We start from the raw sequence: 19,393 nt of genomic DNA on the forward strand, positions 1-19,393 counted from the left end.
GTAAAGAGTCGGCCGACACCGCCATAGGTCCGTCAAGCATGGTACAAGCCGTCGAAGCACAGCCGAGCGACACCCCGAAGCGCCCCCAAACCGGCGCGGTGATCGAGCTCCGGGAGCTGCACAAGATCTACGACGCCGGCGAAACAGCCGTCCATGCCCTGCGCGGCGTCAATCTGCGCATCGACGAGGGCGACTACATCGCCATCATGGGCGCCAGCGGATCGGGCAAGTCCACCATGCTCAACGTCCTGGGCGCGCTCGACGTCCCCACGCGCGGCACCTACCACCTCGCCGGAAACGTCACCAGTGACATGTCGCGCGACGAGCTGGCCGCCTTGCGAAACACCTACATCGGGTTCATCTTTCAGAACTTCAATCTGCTAACGCGCAGCACGGCCCTCGAAAACGTCGAGCTGCCGATGGTCTACGCCGGCGTTCCCAAGCACACCCGGCACGCCGCGGCGCATGAAGCCATGAAGAAAGTCGATCTCGCCGACCGAACGCACCACCTGCCCTCGCAGCTATCCGGCGGTCAGCAGCAGCGCGTCGCGATCGCCCGGGCCCTGGTGAATAACCCGCGCGTCCTGCTGGCCGACGAACCGACGGGAAACCTCGACTCCCACACCAGCGGAGAAATCCTAAAAATCCTCGCCCATCTCCACGAAGTCGAAGGGCGAACCGTGGTCATGGTCACCCACGACCCGGGCGTTGCATCGTTTGCCGAACGGGTGATCGTGCTGCGCGACGGAGAAATCATTGCCGATCAGGCGACGCCGCGCAAAGGCGGCCCGCCGGTGCCGGATGTACGCGCCCTTTCGGCGATACCTGTATAAGACTGACCCTCGCGCGTTGATGCGCGTGAATTGAACAGGAGTCCGACGGAAAAAGTCATGCTGGCCCTTTGGATTGAATGCTTCAAGATGGGACTGCGGGAGCTGTGGCGGCACCGGCTGCGCTCCATGCTCACCATGATCGGCATGATCATGGGCGTCTCCGTCGTCATCATCTGCGTCAGCGTCGTCCAGGGCGTCAAGGAGTCGCTGATCGGCGACATCCGCAAGGCCGGACGCAACATGATCCTCGTCATCAACGAAGAAGGCGAGAAAAGCCGCGCCTCGTCGCTCGGCGGGCAGACCAGCCACCTCAGCGTCGCCGACAGCGAGGCCATCGAGCTGGAGTGTGATGCCGTCTCGATGACCTGCCCGTCGCATGGCACCAAGGCCGTCGTCTCCAGCGAGACCGACAGCACCTTGATCGACATCACCGGCGTCACCCAGACCTACACCGCCATTCGCAATTGGGGCGTCGCCGAGGGACGCGACTTTGAGCCGTTTGACATCGTCGCCCCGCGACGCGTCTGTCTCATCGGCCAGACCGCGGTCAACGACCTCTTCGGCGATAAGAACCCGGTCAACGAGACGATTCGCATCGGCCGGCTGTCGTTCAAGATCGTCGGTGTCCTCGCCCCCAAGGGTTTCAATCCGCTGGGCCAGGACGAGGACAAGGTGGTCATCGTCCCGCTGCCGATCATGCTCCGCGACATTCTGGCCGTGCGCGATCCGGCGGTTATTCTCTGCTCGGCCATCAGCGATGAGGCCGTAGAGCGAGCCGTCGTGCAGGTGCGCGACCTGCTCAGGCAACGGCACAAGCTGGCCGAGGTTGACGGCGACGACTTCAAGGTGACGACGCTCAAGGAAAAGGAAGAACAGGCCCGCAGCGTCAGCGATCAGATGACCCTGCTCATGTTCTTCCTCGCGCTGGTGAGTCTGGCGGTCGGCGGCGTGGGGATCATGAACATCATGCTCGTCGCCGTGACCGAGCGCACCCGGGAAATCGGCATTCGCATGGCCATCGGGGCCAGCACCAAGGCGATCAACCGGCAGTTCCTCATCGAGGCGTCGGTCATCTCCTCGGCGGGCGGCGCCGTGGGGATCGGGATCGGCGTGGTGTTCTCGATGCTGATCGCCTCGGCGATTCAGATTCAGGCGGTCCTGTCGGCGAGCATCATCATTCTTGCGTTCGTCTTCAGCGCCGGCGTGGGGGTGGTGTTCGGCCTATGGCCCGCGCGCCGCGCGGCGGGGTTGAACCCGATCGAGGCCCTACGGCACGACTAACCGCTAATGAGTGGAAATGTCTTCAAGCGGAATCCCGTCATCGCATGCCTTTCTCAATACCTGGCCCGGCTCGCCTTTGATAATGGCCCATCGATAGCGCATCCCGAATGCACCGACGTTGGCCATCGTGCATGACAAGATGCCCGTCGGGAAGGCTCCGACACAGCAGGTCGATCCGCTTTACTTCAGGCAGGAATTCAGCAGTTGCTGAACCGACTTCGTCACGCGGTCGACCATGACCTTGCGGCAGGCAGGGGCGCTCTGCTTGATCTTGTAGCCCTTGTCGCCGAGGGTGACCGAGATGCCCCAGTCGCTCAGGATCGACAGGTCGCGGAAGATGGTGCGCCGCGACGCCTTCAGTTTTGTCTGGAGCTGCCTGAGTGTCGCCCCGCTGCCGCCGAGCGTGCGACAGAGCTGCATCATCCGCTTCAGGTGTGCGCCATCAACGACGATTGTTCGAGACATGACAAATCCTCCAAACCATGGTCCGCCCCATTCACAATCAACGCCCTGTTCCGCATTCGAGCGCGGCCCGTCATTCGAAGGAATCCTATGAGCCGGGCGCCGATTTGTCACGCGCCAAGCGAAGTTAGTTTTCCGCCCCGACGCCTTGCACTTGGCGTGCCAAGCTAGCGGCCCTCCTGGCGGCCCCCACCGTGTAACTGCCACCATTCTCGCACACGATCAGGATTGTAATGTACGGCCTTTTCCCGCAGTGCCGCCAGGCGTGGCGTGAGATCAATGGACTCCGGATCCTCCTTAATCACGCCGAAAGTCATGCCCCCCACCTTGATCGTCAATATCGTGTTCCCCGACGGACCGTGCGTGCCCAGGATGCGGAGCCTGTTATCGCGGACGAGCAACCTCATGCCGAATTCAGCATATTCGACGCTCTCCGGCAGCAGGCTCTGCGGCAGCCCTGAAGGCCAGGTGAACGCGAGGGCATCCTGGGCCGCCGAAAGCAGCAATTCCCGGTCAATCGTCCCGGATTGCCCCGGCGGCGGCACTACCACGACCTCGACATCCGCAGATTTGATGTTGTCATCGACGATGTCGAGATTATTGATCCGCACGGATAATCGCCCCGTGGCCGTTCCCCTGCCCCAGGGACGCAGCCAATCTTCGACGGTGATGCCCGACACGCTCCCGGAGAGACGCAATCGCTCGATGTGCCCCAGTGCCAGATCGACGGCGTCGAGATTGATCGACGCGTCGCCGGCCAGTTCTCCCTGCCCGAACAGTCGCGCGAAGGGGGCCAGTTGAAGATGCTCGATGCGGCCCTTGCCCCGGAAATGCGTCACCACTTCGCCGCTCACTCGGGCAGCGTCCACGTTGACCGAGAACCGCCCCTCCAACGGACCCCACGCCACCGAACGCGTCAGCTCCGCCAGCTCCACGTCGGCGAGTTCCCCCTGAATCCAGACCTCGGGCCGTTCGGCGTGATCGATGTATTGAAGACTGCCGGCGAATTGGCCGTGCTCAACGTGGCTGCCTCCCAGCAAAGGACCGATGCCCATCGCCTCCAGCGGAATCTTCGGCACGGTGAGGAGTAGCTCGGAGACCTGCACGCCGCCCTGCGGGATAAATCGTGCGTGAATCTGAACGCCCTGGGCGATCGGCCGACCATTCAATTCGTAGGCGTGCAGTCGGGCAATGCCGGACTTCGGATCGGAAAAATCAATGGAGCCGAAAGTGTCGCGACAGCTCAGGCGAAAATCGCCCCGCTCGAAGGAAATCTCAAATCCCTCCATGTCCACATTGACGAGCTTGAGGTCTTCGAAATCGTGGCCCAGGCTCGATTCCAAAACCCGGCGATAGTCCTCCTTGACCCACCGGTCGCTGCGAATCGCCAGCATCCCGCTGACCAACTTAAGCTCGTTCGACTCGATCCCGTCCGATTTGTTTTCCTGCCAGATCGCGTCCTTGCAGGAAAACACCCGGTCGCGCTGATTCGGCAGCCAGATGACCACATCTTCAAACGTCCGGCTCGAAAACGTCCGGCCGCGAATCCGCCCGACTTCGCAGGGCAGCTCGAAGAAGCTGGTCAGATCTTCCTGCACCCTGCGCCGATAGGCGTCACTGCGCAGGTTGTAGGCATAGCTCGCCGTCCAGGTGATCGACCCGCCGACCAGAACGACGGCGGCAACAAGCAGGCTCTTTCGGTGCAACAACATCCCTGGGCATCCTCAACGGCTTTAGGGCACGTTCCTAACGGCCTGCCGTATGCTGTCAAGTTTCCCGCCGCATTATCGCCGGTTGAGTTAGCGGTGAAAGCCGGTAACATCGTCCCCTATTGGAGCGCGGGAATTCGCCCGCCGGGAGTTCGATCTCTATGGCCATCATGCCCGACATTCGCCCGACCCGACTCGAGCGCGACGAACTCGGCGGCGATCTGTGGACGCTGAACTTCGGCCCTCAGCACCCCGCCACCCACACGACCTTGCGACTCGTCCTGGAGCTCGACGGCGAGACGGTCATCGCCTGCACGCCGCACATCGGCTATCTCCACAGCGGCTTCGAAAAGCTCGGCGAGCATCTGAACTACAACCAGTACGTCGTCGTCACCGATCGGATGAACTACATCAGCCCGATGGCCAACAACATCGCCTGGCACGCCGCCTGCGAAAAGCTGTTCGGCATCGAACTGACCCCTCGCTGCAAAGTCATCCGCACCATCATCGCCGAACTCGCCCGCATCCAGGATCACCTCCTCTGCGTCGGTACGGCCGGCCTGGACCTCGGCGCCTTCACCGCCTTTCTCTACGCCTTCAACGAACGCGAGCACATTTACGACCTCTTCGAGGAGATCTGCGGCGCGCGCTTCACCACGAGCTACACCCGCGTCGGCGGCCTGATGCAGGACATGCCCCCCGATTGGCCCGACCACGTGAAGACCTTCATGGAGCGCGTCCCCCGCGCCATCGAAGATACCGAATCACTCCTCACCCGAAACCGCATCTTCGTCGAGCGCACCAAGGGCATCGGCGTCCTCGGTTACGACGACGCCGTCCAATGGGGCTGGACCGGCCCCATCGCCAGGGCATCCGGTGTCATGCGCGATCTGCGAAAGGATGAGCCCTACCTCTGCTACGCCGACAACTGGGACGGCAAAGGCTCGTCCGGTGTCCAGTTCAAGGTGCCCATCGGGCGAAACGGCGACGTGTACGATCGTTATCTCGTGCGCATGGAGGAGATGCGGCAGTCGCTGGCCATTCTTGCGCAGCTCGTGGACAACATCCCCGCCGGGCCGATCAACGTCCTGCCCGACGACAAGCATACCCTGCCCGACAAGCGCGAAGTCTATTTCTCCATCGAGGGGTTGATCAACCACTTCGAGCAGATCATGACCAACCGCGGCTTTCAGCCGCCGATCGGCGAGGCCTACGACGCCAACGAGACGGCCAACGGCGAACTCGGTTTCTACCTCGCCTCAGACGGCGAGAACTGCCCATACCGTGCTCGCTGCCGCCCGCCGAGCTTCATTAACTATTCAGTCTTCCCCAAGCTGGTCATCGGCCACTCGATCAGCGACGTGGTCGCCGTCCTGGGCAGCCTCAACATCATCGCGGCGGAACTGGATCGATAGCGAATCCGCGCCGACTTCGGCCTCACGGCAGCAAATCCGCCACCATGATGATCGCATCCGGCTTCGCCAGCGGAGAAATGACCGCGTCGGCAGAGTGCTGCTGCGATTCCGAGTAGCGAACGCCGAAATCCGCCTCGAGATCTTTGACAGGTTTGCGAAAGATGTGAACGCAGTTCTCGACCATATCGACAACCCAGTAGTCGTCAATGCCCGTCGATGCGTAAAGACTGGTCTTCTTTCCGAGGTCCAGTTCGCTGCTGGCGTCGCTCACTTCGACCACCAGCAAAGCAGTCGTCGGGTGCTGCGGGTAATCTCGCGGCGAGCCCCGCACGACCGCGATGTCCGGCTCCGGCTCCGATCCATCCGGACAGGTCAGGGGCAACTGTACCCGAATCCACACATCCGCCGAAAACACCCGCTGCACGGAGGCTTGGACCAGACCAATGCCCTGCGCGTGCCGATATCCTTGAGGACTCATTTCCAAGATATCTCCATCGATGAGCTGCACGCGCTGCCCCTCAAACAACCCGGCCTCGGCCATCCGGTAGTATTCCTCCCTCGACCATTTCCGGGCTCGGGGCGGCTGCGCGTTTGTCAAATCGACTGCCCGATGCATGATGTGGCTCCCATGCCACCCTTATTATATCATTCTCGACCGGATCGGCTGCGTATGATTTTCCGCCCGATCTGGAGTATCTAAATGTCGGAATCCATGAAGCGCCGCGCCGCCCTCGCGTCAGTCATCGTTGCTGTCTCCATTATGGCCGGCTGCGGCCCCAAGCCTCCCAGCGTGTTGCTGGAGACCCCGGCCCAGTTGCCCGCTGACCTCGGCGAAAAGAAGCTCTTCCACACGCCACAGGCCTACATCTATGCCCGAGACGAACTCGCCGCGGGCGAGATGGATCGCATGGTCAAGGACGTGGCCTCCTACGTGAAACGCAAGCACGGCCGCGAACTGGGCAAGGGGCTGGTCCTGATCATGGACCCGAAGGATGCACCGATCGCCGCGACCATCGAGGACCAGCTCGTATTGGAGCGCGATCCATCCATCATGGTGACAAAGCCGCGACACGCAAAAAGCCCGGCCGAGGTTAGAAACCGACTTGTGGACGAGGGCATCCCGGAGGGGCCAAGCATTCTCGCAGCCTCGGTCCCCCTGCCAACATCTAAGTGTCGCGAGTTGGGAATCGGCGGGACCCAGGCAAAATGGGCGGTTGCAGTTCCGTCGAACGAGCTGGCGCAGGAATGCGCAGTAGAAATCACGGTCGGCGCGCTCAGGAAAAAACGGCCCGACTTACCCGAAGAAAAGACGCGCTCATTGGCCCGCTCACTTTCGCTTTCAAAACCGTTCGAGGTTGGTCGATCCATACCGATTTATGTTTACTGGGCTCAGTCGCAGGCGGACTGGACCGACGGGCAGCGAATAGAAGCGATTCAGCGCTTTATCAAATACACATTTCGCTCCAACTGGCTCCCGGTCCCATCCGACGATGAGTTACAGTGGTGATCCCGGCGACATCGAAACTTCGCCTGATTGACACACAAGAATGACCCGACTGCTCATCAGAATGACCATCGCCGTCATTCTCGCGGCGCCGATCGGCTGGGCCGTGTGGGCTTCCCTCCAGCCCATCGACCGAATCTTCACCGAATCAGTCGCGGCCACATCCGGCGCCGCAAAGGCCCCTCAATGGGAGAACTACCGGCTCGCCATGACCCGCCTGCCCATGTGGCGCTTCATCCTGAACTCGCTGCTCATCACCTCCACCGCCGTCGTCGGCACCGTCCTCTCCGCGTCGATGGCCGCGTACTCATTCACGAGACACGATTGGCGCGGCCGCCGCATCTGGCTCGGCCTCGCCTTCATCGCCATGATGCTGCCTACCCAGATGCTCGTCATTCCGCAGTTTCTCATCTTCCAGCATCTCGGGTGGGTCAACACATACAAGCCGCTGATCGTGCCGGCCTGGCTCGGCGGTTCGGCTTTTTCCATCCTCCTGTTCTATCAATTCTTCAAAGGCGTGCCCCATGCCTACCAGGACGCGGCCCGGCTCGACGGCGCGACGGACTGGCAGGCCTATTGGTGCATCATGCTCCCCATGTCCAAGCCGGTCATCGGCGCCGTCATCGCCATCTCGTTCGTCGCCCACTGGCAGGCCTTCCTCGCGCCGCTCATCTACCTTTCCGATTACGAGCGGTACCCGGTCTCCGTCGGCCTTCAGATGTTCCAGTCGCTCGAAGGAAGCTGGGCCAATTTGACAATGGCCGCGAGCATCGTCGCCCTGCTCCCGCCGCTGGCCATCACGCTGATTTCCCAGCGATATTTGATGAGAAGCCTCTCGTCCCGTTAGACAGCCGTCTAACGCCCCAAGTGTACGTTCGCCCGCTTCCCCCTTATCCTGCCGTAAGCAATCGGAAGCGCCATGACCTCATACCATCTTTCCATTCGGCCCAATCCCTCCGTCCCGTTTGAGGTGCGCCACGCCGATCCCGATCTGCTCGTCGTCTACAAGCCGTCCGGCGTGGTCACGCAGCCCGGCAAAAAGCACGCCCACGACAGCCTGCTCAACGGGCTGTTCGTCGAATACGGCAACGCCCTTCAGAATCTCGGCGAGGCGCGCGGATGGGGGCTGCTTCACCGGCTCGACAAGGACACCTCGGGGCTCCTGCTCGTCGCGCTTCGCAACCGGGCGTTTGAAAACCTGCTCGACCAATTCAAGAAGCGAAAGGTCGCAAAGATCTATTGGGCCATCGTCCGCGGCACCCCGCGCCCGGCCCAGGCGGTGATTCAGGACCCCATCAAGGAAGTGGTCGCGGCCCGGAAAAAGGCGGTCATCGCCCGTGACGGCAAGCAGGCCATCACCGCGTATCGTGTCCTGGAGACCGTTGACGACATTTCGCTCATCGAAGCGCGCCCCAAGACAGGCCGGCTCCACCAGATCCGCGTCCACATGGCCGCGAAGGGCTACCCCGTCCTGGGAGAAGACGTCTACGCCCGCGATGGCGATCTGCCCAAGGTGCCGCGCCTCTGTCTGCACGCGGCGTCGCTCTCCTTCGTGCATCCTGAAACCGGTAAAAAAATGACGGTGTGCGCCGACTGGCCGAAGGACCTCCGCTCGACCCTTAAGCGCTTTTCGCTCCATCAGCCGGGCGACCAGGAATGAAAAGGACAGCTTCGAAAATCCTCTTCAAAGCAAAGCTCCTGCGTCCGGCAACGCCCGGAAGGGGCGGCTCTTGGACCTATTTGATCTTGCCAAAAACCGCCAGTGCGAAGCTTCCCACGCGGGGCATGACGACGGTTGACGGCACGATCAATGGCTATCCATTTCGAGCGACCCTTGAGCCGGACGGTCAGAAAAGCCATTGGCTCAAGGTGACCAAAAAGACGATGGAAGCTGCGAATGCATCCGTAGGAGACGTCGTTACGTTGGAGCTCATGCCTGTTGGAGAAGAACCGGAACCCAAGGTTCCTGCGGACCTGCGAAAGGCGCTCGCGGCCGCACCGAAGGCGAAGGCGTTGTGGTCAGACATCACCCCCATCGCGCGCAAAGACTGGATACATTGGATTACTTCCGCCAAGCGGCCAGAAACTCGCGCGCGTCGCATCGTAAACGCCTGCGATATGCTCGCTTCGGGGAAGAGACGTGTCTGCTGCTTCGATCGATCGGGGTTCTATAGTAAGAGCTTAGCCGCTCCTAAAGCGGCGGATTAGCCGGTCGGTTCTCGACCGTTCGAGGGCGATCTCGATGATGGTTCAGACTTGCTCGGCCAGGGTCTTGTGCAGCTTCTTGAGGGCTTCCGCCTCGATCTGCCGCACGCGCTCCCGCGTCAGACCGATCTTCGCGCCGATGTCCTTCAGCGTCATCGGCTCCTCGTCCTCAAGACCGTATCGCAGCTTGAGAATGGTCGCCTCGCGATCGGTGAGTTGCGAGATCAGGCTGCCCAGCAACTTCGACTCGGCCTCGCTGAAAACGGCCTCGTCCGGCATCTGGCTCTTCTGATCCGGCAGCATGTCCGACAGCAGCGAACCGCCGTCGGCGCCGGATGACTGAGTCGGCGCGGAAAACGCCCGAACAGCCCGGCGAATCATTCGCACCTTCCGCTCGGGAAGCTGCATCCGATCGGCCAGCTCCGGAATCGTCGGCGATCGGCTCAGTTCCTCGTTGAGTTGCGTATGGGCCTGCTTCCAGCGAGCAATCATCTCGACCATGTAGGCCGGAATGTGCACCGGCTGAACCGCGTTGATCAGCGCCCGCTTGATCGCCTGCTTGATCCACCAGCTCCCATAGGTGCTGAATCGCGCGCCCATGTCCGGGTCGAAACCTTCCACGGCCCGGAGCAGTCCCAGGTTGCCTTCTTCGATCAGGTCGGACAGGGGCATGCCGCGATTGCCGTAGGCCTTGGCGATGTTCACCACCAGCCGCAGGTTCGAGCGGATCATCCGCTCGCGCGCCTCGTTGGCCTCCTGCTCGTGCTGCTCTTTTTCGGGCAAAGAAATCTCGCCGCGGCTGAACCGACGCGACGCCGCCGTGCCGCGGGCAATGGCCCTGGCAAGCTCTTTCTCTTCGTCCGCCGTCAGAAGCGCGGACTCATTGATCTGCTTCAGATATTGTTGGAGTCCCGGCTCAACTGAAATGGTAGTTCCTCCGCTCACGCTTGAAGCTCGTCCGGAATTGCGGACCCCTGCGAGGGGCCCATCCCCCCCTCATCATCGGCCATGCAGTGCTTGCGGTTGCTTCAAATCGCTCGACAACCAAAGGATCGCCTGCCGCCAAAGGGGGAACGACTCTCGGACGACGGATTCTAGGACGGGGGAAAACATTCCGCGCCGGCAGGCAGTCATTAAGAAGCCGGGGCCGCTTGCCAGGCGGCCCTGCTGCTTATTGTGCCGTCGCCGATCAATCCGGCGCACGTGACTCGGCGTTCTCCTCCGGACGGATCGTTACGATGCCTCGTCAGTCTCCTCGGTTGGATCTGTTGCCTCGGCTGCCTCGGCTGCTGCCTCCGTTGGCTCGCCGGCATCGGCTGGCACGGGTTTCTCCACATTCGGATCGTTCAGGAGCACCGTGCCGTGGATAATGTCGGTCGTTTCCTCGCCGGTCGAGCCGTGCAGGCCGCCGCGGCGCGCCTTGGGACCGGTCTTCTTTTCTCCGCCTTCGGTGGTCGCGTCGGCGGCCCAGTCGGCTCGCTTCTTGGACAGGCCGATCTTCCGGTCGGCGGTGTCCACGCGAAGAATCTTGACCTCGATCTCCTGACCGATCTGAACCTCCTGGTGAGGGTCTTCGATGCGGTGATCGGTCAACTCGGAGACGTGCAGCAATCCTTCCAGATCCTGCTCCAGTTCCACGAAAACGCCGAAGTTGGTGATCTTGGTGACCTTGCCCTGCACGATCATGCCCGGGATGTAGCGATCCGGAACCGCGTGAAGCCACGGATCCTCGGTGAGCTGCTTGAGGCCCAGGGCGATTCTCTGCTTCTCCTGATCGACCGAAAGAACGACGCAGCGAACCTCGTCGCCCTTCTTGAGCATTTCCGAAGGATGGCTGACCTTCTTGGTCCAGCTCATGTCGGAAACGTGCAGCAGGCCGTCGATGCCGTCCTCGATCTCGATGAAGGCGCCGTAGTTCGTCAGGTTGCGCACCTTGCCGGAAACGACCGTGTTCGGCGGATACTTCTCGGCGACCCGCGTCCACGGGTTCGTCTCGGTCTGCTTGATGCCCAGCGAGATTTCCTGCTTGGCCTTGTTGATCTCCAGAACAATGACCTCGATCTCCTGACCGACCGAGAGCATCTCGGAAGGATGCGTGATTCGCCGCGTCCAGGACATCTCGGAAATATGAACCAGTCCCTCGATGCCGCCCTCGAGCTTCACGAAGGCGCCGTAGTTGGTGATGTTGACGACGCTGCCCTTGACCTTCGTCTGGATCGGGTACTTGGCCTCGACCGCGTCCCACGGATTCTCCTGCGTCTGCTTGAGACCCAGGGCGATCTTTTCCTTGTCCTTGTCGATCGAGAGGACCTTGACGTTCGTCTTCTGGTCGATTTTCAGCAGCTCGCTCGGATGGCCGATCCGATCCCAGCTCATATCGGTGATGTGCAGCAGGCCGTCGATGCCGCCCAGGTCGATGAATGCGCCGAAGTCGGCGATGTTCTTGACCGTTCCCTCGCGAATCTGGCCGACCTCGATTTCCGACATCAGCTTCGACTTCGACTCGGCCCGTTCGACCTCGATCAACTTGCGGCGAGAAATAACGATGTTGCGGCGTTCGGTGTCGATCTTCAAAACGACCGCCTCGATCGTCTTGCCGATGAACTCACCGACATCGCCCGGCCGCCGCGTATCGACCTGGCTTGCGGGCAGGAACACCGGCACGCCGATGTCCACCAAGAGGCCGCCCTTGATCTTTCGCGTGACCTTGCCGCTGACCTTCTGGCCTTCCTGGCAGTTTTCGAGGACGCGCTCCCAGCCGCGAATGCGATCGGCCTTGCGCTTCGACAGGATCACCACGCCGGTGTCCGACTCGATCGACTCGAGAAGCACTTCAATCTCATCGCCGGGATCGATCTCACTCGGATCGTCCCACTCGCTTAGCTGAATATATCCTTCGCTCTTCAGGCCGACGTCAACAACGACTTCCGAGCCGCTGATACCGATGATCTTTCCCTTCAGGATCGTGTCCGCGGTGTATTCTTCGCAGGAAGTGCCGATCGCCTTTTCCAGAACAGCCGTGTCGGTCGTACTCCCGCCCAGGGCCGCCAGCTCCTGATCGAGCTCCTCGTCACTCACGTCGATCCGGGACATCATGTCGTTGTCAATTCGCAGCATGTCTCTTTCGTCTTTCTCTGGCCGACCCATCCCACGCAGGCGACGGCGCGCATCTTTGTCATTTCCTGCTTCGGGGCCGTTGTGAAGTGGGCGACCGCCGTGCAGGCGACCCGTCGCGCCGGCAGGCGTGACGAGTCCTGGTGAATTTACGGCACCCCAACCGCCCGCGACCTGTGCCGCGGATTCCATTCGAGCGGTTCAAGGGAATCCTGCAGTATATCGGTGATATCAGGAGGTGGCAAACAGCACAACGGCCGACGGTTCCCTCGAAATGACCCTCTCGATGGATGCGCCATCCCCGCGGATTTTCAGCCCCCTTATGATCCGCCGATCGCCGCACCGATTGGCCGTGCAGGACCCGCGCACAAAGAGACGAATCGTCAAATGAAACGACCCCCCCAGAATGCCCCGGCCCTGGTCGCCGATCCCTTCGCCGCCGGCAAACGCCGGATGCCGCCCTGGCTCCCGCCTCTGCTCATCGCGGCCGTCGGGGGCGCCATCTACGCCAATAGCCTGAGCGTCCCCTTTGTCTTCGACGATGACGAGTCCATCGCCAAAAATGTCTTCATCCGCGAGCTATGGCCGCTGACCAACGCCCTCCATGCCCCGGCCAAAACCACCGTCGACGGCCGGCCGATTCTCAGTCTCTCCCTGGCGATCAATTACGCGATCGGCGGCCTGGATGTCCGTGTCTACCACGTCACCAATATCCTCATTCACATCGGCGCTGCCCTGGCCCTCTTCGGCGTTGTCCGGCGAACCCTCCTGACCGAAAAGCTCAAGCCTACCCTCGGCGACAAAGCCAATGGAGTAGCGCTGGCCGCGGCGCTGCTCTGGGTCGCTCATCCCCTCTGCACGCAGGCAGTCACCTACGTCATTCAGCGCGCCGAATCGCTGATGGCGATGTTCTACCTGCTGACGATCTATTGTGCTCTGCGCGCGCTGCACGCCTCGCGTTCGAGATTCTGGCCGGTCGCATCCGTCGTCGCATGCGCCCTGGCGATGGGGACCAAGGAGGTCGCCATCTCCGCGCCGGTCCTCGTCTGGCTCTTCGATCGCACCCTCTTCGCCGGCTCGTTCGCAGCGGCCCTGCGAAAGCGGCCCCTCTTCTACGCGGCGCTGGCCGGCACGATGCTCATCCAGATCGCCCTCGTCCTCAACTCACCCCGGCCCGACGCCGCCGGCTTCGGAACCGCCGCCCAGCAGCCGCTGGCCTACCTCGCGACGCAGTTCGGCGTCATCGTGCATTACCTCCGGCTCGCGCTCTGGCCCACCGGCCTGTGCATCGACTATGCCTGGCCCATCGCCAATTCAGCCATGGAAATCGTGCCGCCGCTGATCCTCGTCGCCGCGATCTTTGTCGCAACCGTGCGAGCCATCGCGGTCAATTCAGCCTGGGGCATCGCGGGCAGCGCGTTCTTCATAATCCTCGCCCCGACCTCAAGCGTCCTCCCGATGATGGACCCCATTTTCGAGCATCGCTTCTACCTGCCGCTCGCCGTCGTCTGCGTATCGGCCGTGTGTCTCATCGCGATGCTCCTCAAGCGCATGCCCGCCGACATCGCGCGTCGATTCGTCCCCGTGGCAGTCGCGGCGCTGGTCGTCACCCTCGGCGTGCTGACGATTCAACGCAACGCCGTCTATCAAACCGATCTCGGCCTATGGCAGGATGCGCTGGCCAAGCGACCCGAAAACATCCGCGCCATGGTCAACGTCGGCATCGCCTACATGCTCGAAGGAAAGGACAGCGAGGCCTTCGTCGTATTGCAGAAGGCCGTCGAGAAGAACCCCCGCCACGCCGAGGCCCAACAGAATCTCGCCACCGCCCTGACCCGGCTCGGCAGATTTGAAGAAGCGATCGCTCACTACGAGGAGTCCATTCGCCTCTCCGACAACTACTACCAGGCCCACTTCAACCTCGCCCTCGTGCTTGAAGAATTAAACCGCGCGGAGGAGGCCGCACAGCATTATGAAGACGCGCTGCGAATCTATCCCGAGTACCCGGAAGCCAACGAAAAGTACGCCCGCCTGCTGGCCAAACACGGGCATATTGATGAGGCGATCGCTCATTACGAAGTCGCGCTGCGTCACAACCCCAACAACGCCGTCTCCCATCACGCCATCGGAAACCTGCACGTTCGAGCCGGCCGCTGGAACGAGGCCGTCGAAGAGTACAAGATAGCCGTCGCACTCGATCCCGATTTCCTCGAGGCCACCAATAACCTCGGCGCCACGCTGGCCCGGCTCGGCAATACCGACGAGGCGATCCAGCTCTTCACCTCTGCGTTATCGCGGCACCCCGACAACGCAATGCTCCACGCCAATCTGGGAACGGTGTACTTGAAGGCCGGCGATCACGAGTCGGCAGAGCGATCATTCGCGTCTGCATTGCACCTCGATCCGAGCTGCAAGCCCGCTGAGGTGGGATTGGGACGGCTGCGCAGCAAAAAAGAGCGCGCGGGAGATGGTCTTCAGCCGTAGTCTGAGTCTTATTCGTGATCGATCGGCCACGGCCCGCATCGCAGAAACGCCCGCAGCGCCGCGACGCATCGCCGATCAAGTTGATGCGGCGTCATCTGGTCGAGCTGCCGCAGCGCCTCGTGCATCGTCATGCCCTGCCGATAGTGCCGCGTCTGCGTCAAGGCGTCGTAAATGTCCGCGACCGCCAGAATCCGCGCCTTGAGCGGAATCTGCTCACCCACCAGCTTGTCCGGATATCCCGAGCCGTCGAGCTTCTCGTGGTGCGCCGCCGCGATGAAGTCCAGCCCTTGCAGGTCGGCCATGAATTCGATCTTCGACAGAATCACGCGCGAGTGAACGGCGTGCCGCTTCATCTCCTCGAATTCATCCGTCGTCAGCTTGCCCGGCTTCGTCAGCACCGCCTCGCGAACGCCGATCTTGCCCACGTCATGCACCAGCCCGGCGATCCGCAGCCACTCCAGTTCCTCCGGCGGCAGACCGAACACCGTGCCGATGCCCATGGCGTAATTCGCCACGTTGACCGAGTGCACCGCTGTCAGCGGATCGCGCGCATCCAGCGCCGTCGAAAGCGACTCCACAAAGCTGTTGAACTGCCGGCGCTGCGCCTGATAGAGCCCCGCGTTCTCCAGCGAAATCGCCACCTGTACCGCGATGGCCTCCAACAGCGGCAGATCGTCCTGCCGAAAGTGGCCGATCCGCTGGTCCATCACCTGAAGCACACCAACGCACTTCGTCGGTCCCTGTAGGATCGGAACGATAAGCATCGAACGCGGCGCATAGTCCGTGCGGCATGCAATGGCCCGCGCGAAATCGGCCTCGTCGTGCGTGTCGTGAACGCACACCGGCAGATGCGTCGCAAAGACCCGCCCGCAAAGGCCGTGATCGGCGGCGATTCGCAACTGCTGCGGCCAATGCTCCAGCCCCTCGGCCACCTCGGTCCAAAGTTCACCTTTCGAGGCATCGTGAAGAAAAAGAGACGACCGATCGGCGTCGAACGCCCAGGTGACCTGCTCGATGATCGTCCGCATCAGTGCGCGGCTGTCGCGCGTGGAGCCGATCGCCCGGCTCACCTGCATGAGAACGGAGAGCCACCGCTCCTGGCGCTCGTGGCCGCACCCGGACCGCTGCCCGCTGACTGGGACTGTCGATTCAATCAGAGTCACGTTGCAAGGATACAATTCGGCAAAATGGGATAACTGCTCGGACTCTCGGAAGACAATCCCGCAAACGAACAGTCCCCTCGGATGCTTTTGCGGACCTATGCGAGCGCCGCAAATTGTCGGACCCTGCCATCATCCGGGGATTCCGAGAAAGTCGCGCGCCTCGGTGGCGTTTCACTTAACGAGCCGATAGTCGAGCACGGGTCTCAAATCGTCCCACCCCAAAAAGAGGAGTCCCGGTAAGTCGCCATCAGGCATCCCAACTGCCGCTGATTGCCGTACGGCTCATTCCTCCCCTCACGTCGCTTCCCGCCCCCATTCACTTCTATGTCACCGCGCAGGATTACAAGAAACTCGAAACCGAAATGATGTTCGAAGGCGGCAGTCGCCTGACAAGAGCGAGCAGGGACTCCTTTCTTAGCGCAGGCTTCACAATCTGCAAACCATCACCCAACTCAAAGGACGAAACGGAATGCAGATGCGATTTCACATGACGCAAGGAATAGACATGGCAGCGACATCTACCTACGGCCCATCGCGCAATTGAGCCGGCGCCGGCCTTCTTGTGATATCTGACCCTGCAGGAAGGATTGGAACCGACCCGTCTAAATCCATCGGACGGAGCGATGGGCCATTGAAATTCAGTGTGTGTAAATGCACAGCGCGAGCCACGCTTTTTCGAAAGGAAGTTGAGAAATGACTCCCAATCTTTCGCGCCGCGAAGCCGTGCGCCAACTGGCCGCCGCAGGAATCATCCTCGGAACCGGCAAAGCTGCCTGGGCCGAGGACGATGCATCTCCCAAGCCGGCCTACCCTCCCGCGAAAAAGAAAGTGGAAAAGGGCCCCCGACTCGACCTTGATCTCGTCCGGGAATTCGTCGGCGCTGCGCACGGCGACTTGGAAAAGACCAAAAAGCTCCTCGCCGAAAAGCCGTCGCTGATCAATGCGACTCACGACTGGAGCGGTGGCGACTGGGAAACCGCCCTGGGCGGCGCGTCTCACATGGGTCGTCGGGACATCGCCGAATTTCTCCTGGCGAACAATGCCCGACTCGACATCTTCGCCGCGACCATGCTAGGCAAGCTCGAAGTCGTGAAGGCCGTCTTCGAAGCCTTCCCTGACACGCTCTCCGTTCCCGGCCCACACGGAATTCCCCTGATCCGCCACGCCGAAGCCGGCCGGAGCGAGGCGGCGCCGGTGCTGGAGTTTCTCCGAAGCATCGAATCGGCACGAAAAAGCTAAGCGGATACTCCGCCGAACGAGCCCGCGAATCTCCGCGCGCCCTTAAGACGGAATCGGTACGTTTCGCTGCGCCGCGATTTCCTCCGCGCGCTCATACCCCGCGTCGACATGCCGAAAGACCCCCATCGCCGGGTCACAGGTCAGCACGCGCTCCAGCCGTGCGTCCGCCAGCTTCGTCCCGTCGGCCACGCAGACCATCCCCGCGTGAATCGAGTAGCCGATCCCCACGCCTCCGCCGTGGTGCACGCTCACCCAGCTCGCCCCGCAGGCCGTGTTCGCCAGCGCATTGAGAATCGGCCAGTCGGCGATGGCGTCGCTGCCGTCTTTCATCCCCTCCGTCTCGCGATTCGGCGACGCCACGCTGCCGCAGTCCAGATGATCGCGCCCGATCACGATCGGCGCCTTCACCTTCCCGCTCCGCACCAGCTCGTTAAACGCCAGCCCCGCCTTCGCCCGCTCGCCGTAGCCCAGCCAGCAGATGCGACACGGCAATCCCTGAAACTTCACTCGCTCGCCCGCCAGCTTAATCCACCGCGCCAGGTGCTCGTTCTGCGGGAACAATTCAAGAATCACGCGGTCCGTCACGGCAATGTCCGCCGGATCGCCGGATAGCGCGCACCACCGAAACGGCCCCGATCCCTCGCAAAACAGCGGCCGAATGTACTCCGGAACGAAACCGGGAATATCAAACGCCTTGGCAACCCCCGCCTGCTTCGCGTGCGCGCGAATGTTATTGCCATAGTCAAACGTAATCGCCCCGGCCTTCTGCATGTCCAGCATCGCCTGCACGTGCGCCCCCATCGACGCCATCGACATTTCGACATATTTCTCCGGTTGGCTCGCTCGCAGCTTCAGCGCCTCGCCGTACGAAACCTGGTGCGGCACATAACCGGCAAGCGGATCGTGCGCGCTCGTCTGGTCGGTCAGCAGGTCCGGCGTGATTCCCCGTCGCGCCATCTCCGGCAGAATCGTCGCCGCATTGCCGAGCAGGCCCACCGAAAGCGCCCGCCGCTCCCGCTTCGCCTTCTCAACGCGCGACAGGGCATCGTCCAAATCCGTGCACGACTCGTCGAGATACTTCGTCTGCAGCCGTCGCTCAATCCGATGCGAGTCCACCTCCACGCAAAGACACGCCGCCCCCTGCATCGTCGCTGCCAGCGGTTGCGCACCGCCCATGCCGCCGAGGCCCGCCGTCACCACCAGCCGCCCCGCCAGATCGCCGCCGAAGTGCCGCCGCGCCGCCGCCCCGAATGTCTCATACGTCCCCTGCAAAATCCCCTGCGTCCCGATGTAGATCCAACTCCCCGCCGTCATCTGGCCGTACATCGTCAGGCCCATCGCCTCCAGCCGGCGAAACTCGTCCCAGTTTGCCCAATGCGGAACCAGCATCGAATTCGATATCAACACGCGCGGCGCCATCTCGTGCGTGCGCACAACGCCCACCGCCCGGCCGCTCTGCACCAGCAGCGTCTCATCGTTTGCCAGTCCGCGCAGGCCCCGCACGATGCGATCGAAATCCGGCCACGATCGAGCCGCCTTTCCCGTCCCGCCATAGACGATGAGGTTCGCCGGGTCCTCCGCGACGTCCGGATCGAGATTGTTATGAAGCATCCGCAGGGCAGCTTCCTGATGCCAGCCCTTGCAGGAAAGCTGCGTCCCGGTCGGGGCGTGGATGGTTCGTGCGGTGGATGGCCTCTGTTGCGTGGTCGTCATGATCTAACTCCAGGCTCTCGCGCCGGTCCGGATACGGGGAGTCTCGCTCCACGATCCATCGCCGCTGCGACTCATAATCCACCGTCACAATACCTGCAAAACGAGACGCTCGCCCGGTCACGATTGATTCGTGACGCTCCGATGGCCTATTATAAGCAAAGGGTCAGATCGCAGTGAGGGGTGCCCGCGCGCCTTGCGCTCGGAAGGAATTCCCGCCACCTCATCTACCCTTGTTTTTTGGAAAATGCGCGGCCGCGCAGTTCCGATGGGT

16 protein-coding genes are annotated in these 19,393 nt (G+C 62.0%); 9 read left to right on the forward strand and 7 right to left on the reverse strand.

Features of this window, described 5'->3' with window-relative positions; translation table 11 throughout:
* Window positions 1-38: 38 nt before the first annotated feature.
* Window positions 39-833, forward strand: coding sequence for an ABC transporter ATP-binding protein (locus HS101_15265; GenBank protein MBE7507628.1), 795 nt, complete (start codon window positions 39-41; stop codon window positions 831-833).
* Between the two features lie 57 nt (window positions 834-890).
* Window positions 891-2,114, forward strand: a complete 1,224-nt coding sequence (locus HS101_15270; GenBank protein ID MBE7507629.1) for an ABC transporter permease — start codon at window positions 891-893, stop codon at window positions 2,112-2,114.
* A 180-nt stretch (window positions 2,115-2,294) separates the two neighbouring features.
* On the opposite strand, the gene HS101_15275 is transcribed toward HS101_15270, so the two are convergent.
* Complete coding sequence (locus HS101_15275) at window positions 2,295-2,579, reverse strand: HTH domain-containing protein (protein ID MBE7507630.1); 285 nt, start codon at window positions 2,577-2,579, stop codon at window positions 2,295-2,297.
* Between the two features lie 164 nt (window positions 2,580-2,743).
* A complete protein-coding gene (locus HS101_15280) occupies window positions 2,744-4,288 on the reverse strand; it encodes a hypothetical protein (GenBank protein ID MBE7507631.1) in 1,545 nt (514 codons plus the stop codon).
* 167 nt (window positions 4,289-4,455) lie between these two features.
* On the opposite strand from HS101_15280, the gene nuoD reads away from it, so the two are divergent.
* A complete protein-coding gene (gene nuoD / locus HS101_15285) occupies window positions 4,456-5,700 on the forward strand; it encodes an NADH dehydrogenase (quinone) subunit D (protein ID MBE7507632.1) in 1,245 nt (414 codons plus the stop codon).
* A 22-nt stretch (window positions 5,701-5,722) separates the two neighbouring features.
* Here the strand turns inward: nuoD and HS101_15290 are convergent, their stop codons facing one another.
* A complete protein-coding gene (locus tag HS101_15290) occupies window positions 5,723-6,316 on the reverse strand; it encodes a Uma2 family endonuclease (protein MBE7507633.1) in 594 nt (197 codons plus the stop codon).
* Window positions 6,317-6,400: 84 nt separating this feature from the next.
* Between HS101_15290 and HS101_15295 the strand changes: the two genes are divergently transcribed.
* The 4 genes from HS101_15295 to HS101_15310 all read left to right on the forward strand — a co-directional run bounded on the left by HS101_15295 (window position 6,401) and on the right by HS101_15310 (window position 9,412).
* The gene (locus HS101_15295) at window positions 6,401-7,207 is read left to right on the forward strand and encodes a hypothetical protein (protein ID MBE7507634.1); all 807 of its coding nucleotides are present in this window, start codon (window positions 6,401-6,403) and stop codon (window positions 7,205-7,207) included.
* A 40-nt stretch (window positions 7,208-7,247) separates the two neighbouring features.
* Complete coding sequence (locus tag HS101_15300) at window positions 7,248-8,051, forward strand: carbohydrate ABC transporter permease (protein ID MBE7507635.1); 804 nt, start codon at window positions 7,248-7,250, stop codon at window positions 8,049-8,051.
* 72 nt (window positions 8,052-8,123) lie between these two features.
* A complete protein-coding gene (locus HS101_15305; protein MBE7507636.1) occupies window positions 8,124-8,864 on the forward strand; it encodes an RluA family pseudouridine synthase in 741 nt (246 codons plus the stop codon).
* Window positions 8,861-9,412: a DUF1905 domain-containing protein gene (locus HS101_15310; GenBank protein ID MBE7507637.1), complete on the forward strand. Its 552-nt coding sequence runs from the start codon at window positions 8,861-8,863 to the stop codon at window positions 9,410-9,412. The genes HS101_15305 and HS101_15310 overlap by 4 nt, the downstream gene beginning before the upstream one ends.
* Window positions 9,413-9,454: 42 nt before the next feature.
* Here the strand turns inward: HS101_15310 and HS101_15315 are convergent, their stop codons facing one another.
* Together HS101_15315 and HS101_15320 are read right to left on the reverse strand one after the other, a co-directional pair.
* Window positions 9,455-10,354 (reverse strand): sigma-70 family RNA polymerase sigma factor, encoded by a 900-nt coding sequence (locus tag HS101_15315; protein ID MBE7507638.1) that lies wholly within the window; start codon window positions 10,352-10,354, stop codon window positions 9,455-9,457.
* Between the two features lie 288 nt (window positions 10,355-10,642).
* A complete protein-coding gene (locus tag HS101_15320) occupies window positions 10,643-12,526 on the reverse strand; it encodes a 30S ribosomal protein S1 (GenBank protein MBE7507639.1) in 1,884 nt (627 codons plus the stop codon).
* Window positions 12,527-12,910: 384 nt separating this feature from the next.
* Between HS101_15320 and HS101_15325 the strand changes: the two genes are divergently transcribed.
* Window positions 12,911-15,007 (forward strand): tetratricopeptide repeat protein, encoded by a 2,097-nt coding sequence (locus HS101_15325; GenBank protein MBE7507640.1) that lies wholly within the window; start codon window positions 12,911-12,913, stop codon window positions 15,005-15,007.
* Window positions 15,008-15,015: 8 nt separating this feature from the next.
* Here HS101_15325 and HS101_15330 read toward each other — a convergent pair whose 3' ends face one another.
* Window positions 15,016-16,170: an HD domain-containing protein gene (locus HS101_15330; protein MBE7507641.1), complete on the reverse strand. Its 1,155-nt coding sequence runs from the start codon at window positions 16,168-16,170 to the stop codon at window positions 15,016-15,018.
* A gap of 828 nt (window positions 16,171-16,998) precedes the next feature.
* Here HS101_15330 and HS101_15335 point away from each other — a divergent pair.
* On the forward strand, window positions 16,999-17,409 hold the full coding sequence (locus HS101_15335) for an ankyrin repeat domain-containing protein (protein MBE7507642.1): 411 nt from the start codon (window positions 16,999-17,001) through the stop codon (window positions 17,407-17,409).
* 42 nt (window positions 17,410-17,451) lie between these two features.
* Here the strand turns inward: HS101_15335 and hutU are convergent, their stop codons facing one another.
* Complete coding sequence (hutU, locus tag HS101_15340; protein MBE7507643.1) at window positions 17,452-19,122, reverse strand: urocanate hydratase; 1,671 nt, start codon at window positions 19,120-19,122, stop codon at window positions 17,452-17,454.
* Between the last annotated feature and the right edge of the window lie 271 nt (window positions 19,123-19,393).

The sequence above is a fragment of the Planctomycetia bacterium genome, assembly GCA_015075745.1.
In the GTDB taxonomy this organism is placed as follows: Bacteria; Planctomycetota; Phycisphaerae; order UBA1845; family UTPLA1; genus UTPLA1.

What these genes read in the sequence shown, in the direction of transcription:
- nuoD (MBE7507632.1), top strand. Translation starts at nt 4,456, where the DNA reads ATGCCCGACATTCGCCCGACCCGACTCGAGCGCGACGAACTCGGCGGC.
- HS101_15275 (MBE7507630.1), bottom strand. Translation starts at nt 2,579, where the DNA reads ATGTCTCGAACAATCGTCGTTGATGGCGCACACCTGAAGCGGATGATG.
- HS101_15310 (MBE7507637.1), top strand. Translation starts at nt 8,861, where the DNA reads ATGAAAAGGACAGCTTCGAAAATCCTCTTCAAAGCAAAGCTCCTGCGT.
- HS101_15300 (MBE7507635.1), top strand. Translation starts at nt 7,248, where the DNA reads ATGACCCGACTGCTCATCAGAATGACCATCGCCGTCATTCTCGCGGCG.
- HS101_15290 (MBE7507633.1), bottom strand. Translation starts at nt 6,316, where the DNA reads ATGCATCGGGCAGTCGATTTGACAAACGCGCAGCCGCCCCGAGCCCGG.
- hutU (MBE7507643.1), bottom strand. Translation starts at nt 19,122, where the DNA reads ATGACGACCACGCAACAGAGGCCATCCACCGCACGAACCATCCACGCC.
- HS101_15270 (MBE7507629.1), top strand. Translation starts at nt 891, where the DNA reads ATGCTGGCCCTTTGGATTGAATGCTTCAAGATGGGACTGCGGGAGCTG.
- HS101_15325 (MBE7507640.1), top strand. Translation starts at nt 12,911, where the DNA reads ATGAAACGACCCCCCCAGAATGCCCCGGCCCTGGTCGCCGATCCCTTC.
- HS101_15305 (MBE7507636.1), top strand. Translation starts at nt 8,124, where the DNA reads ATGACCTCATACCATCTTTCCATTCGGCCCAATCCCTCCGTCCCGTTT.
- HS101_15295 (MBE7507634.1), top strand. Translation starts at nt 6,401, where the DNA reads ATGTCGGAATCCATGAAGCGCCGCGCCGCCCTCGCGTCAGTCATCGTT.
- HS101_15320 (MBE7507639.1), bottom strand. Translation starts at nt 12,526, where the DNA reads ATGCTGCGAATTGACAACGACATGATGTCCCGGATCGACGTGAGTGAC.
- HS101_15265 (MBE7507628.1), top strand. Translation starts at nt 39, where the DNA reads ATGGTACAAGCCGTCGAAGCACAGCCGAGCGACACCCCGAAGCGCCCC.
- HS101_15280 (MBE7507631.1), bottom strand. Translation starts at nt 4,288, where the DNA reads ATGTTGTTGCACCGAAAGAGCCTGCTTGTTGCCGCCGTCGTTCTGGTC.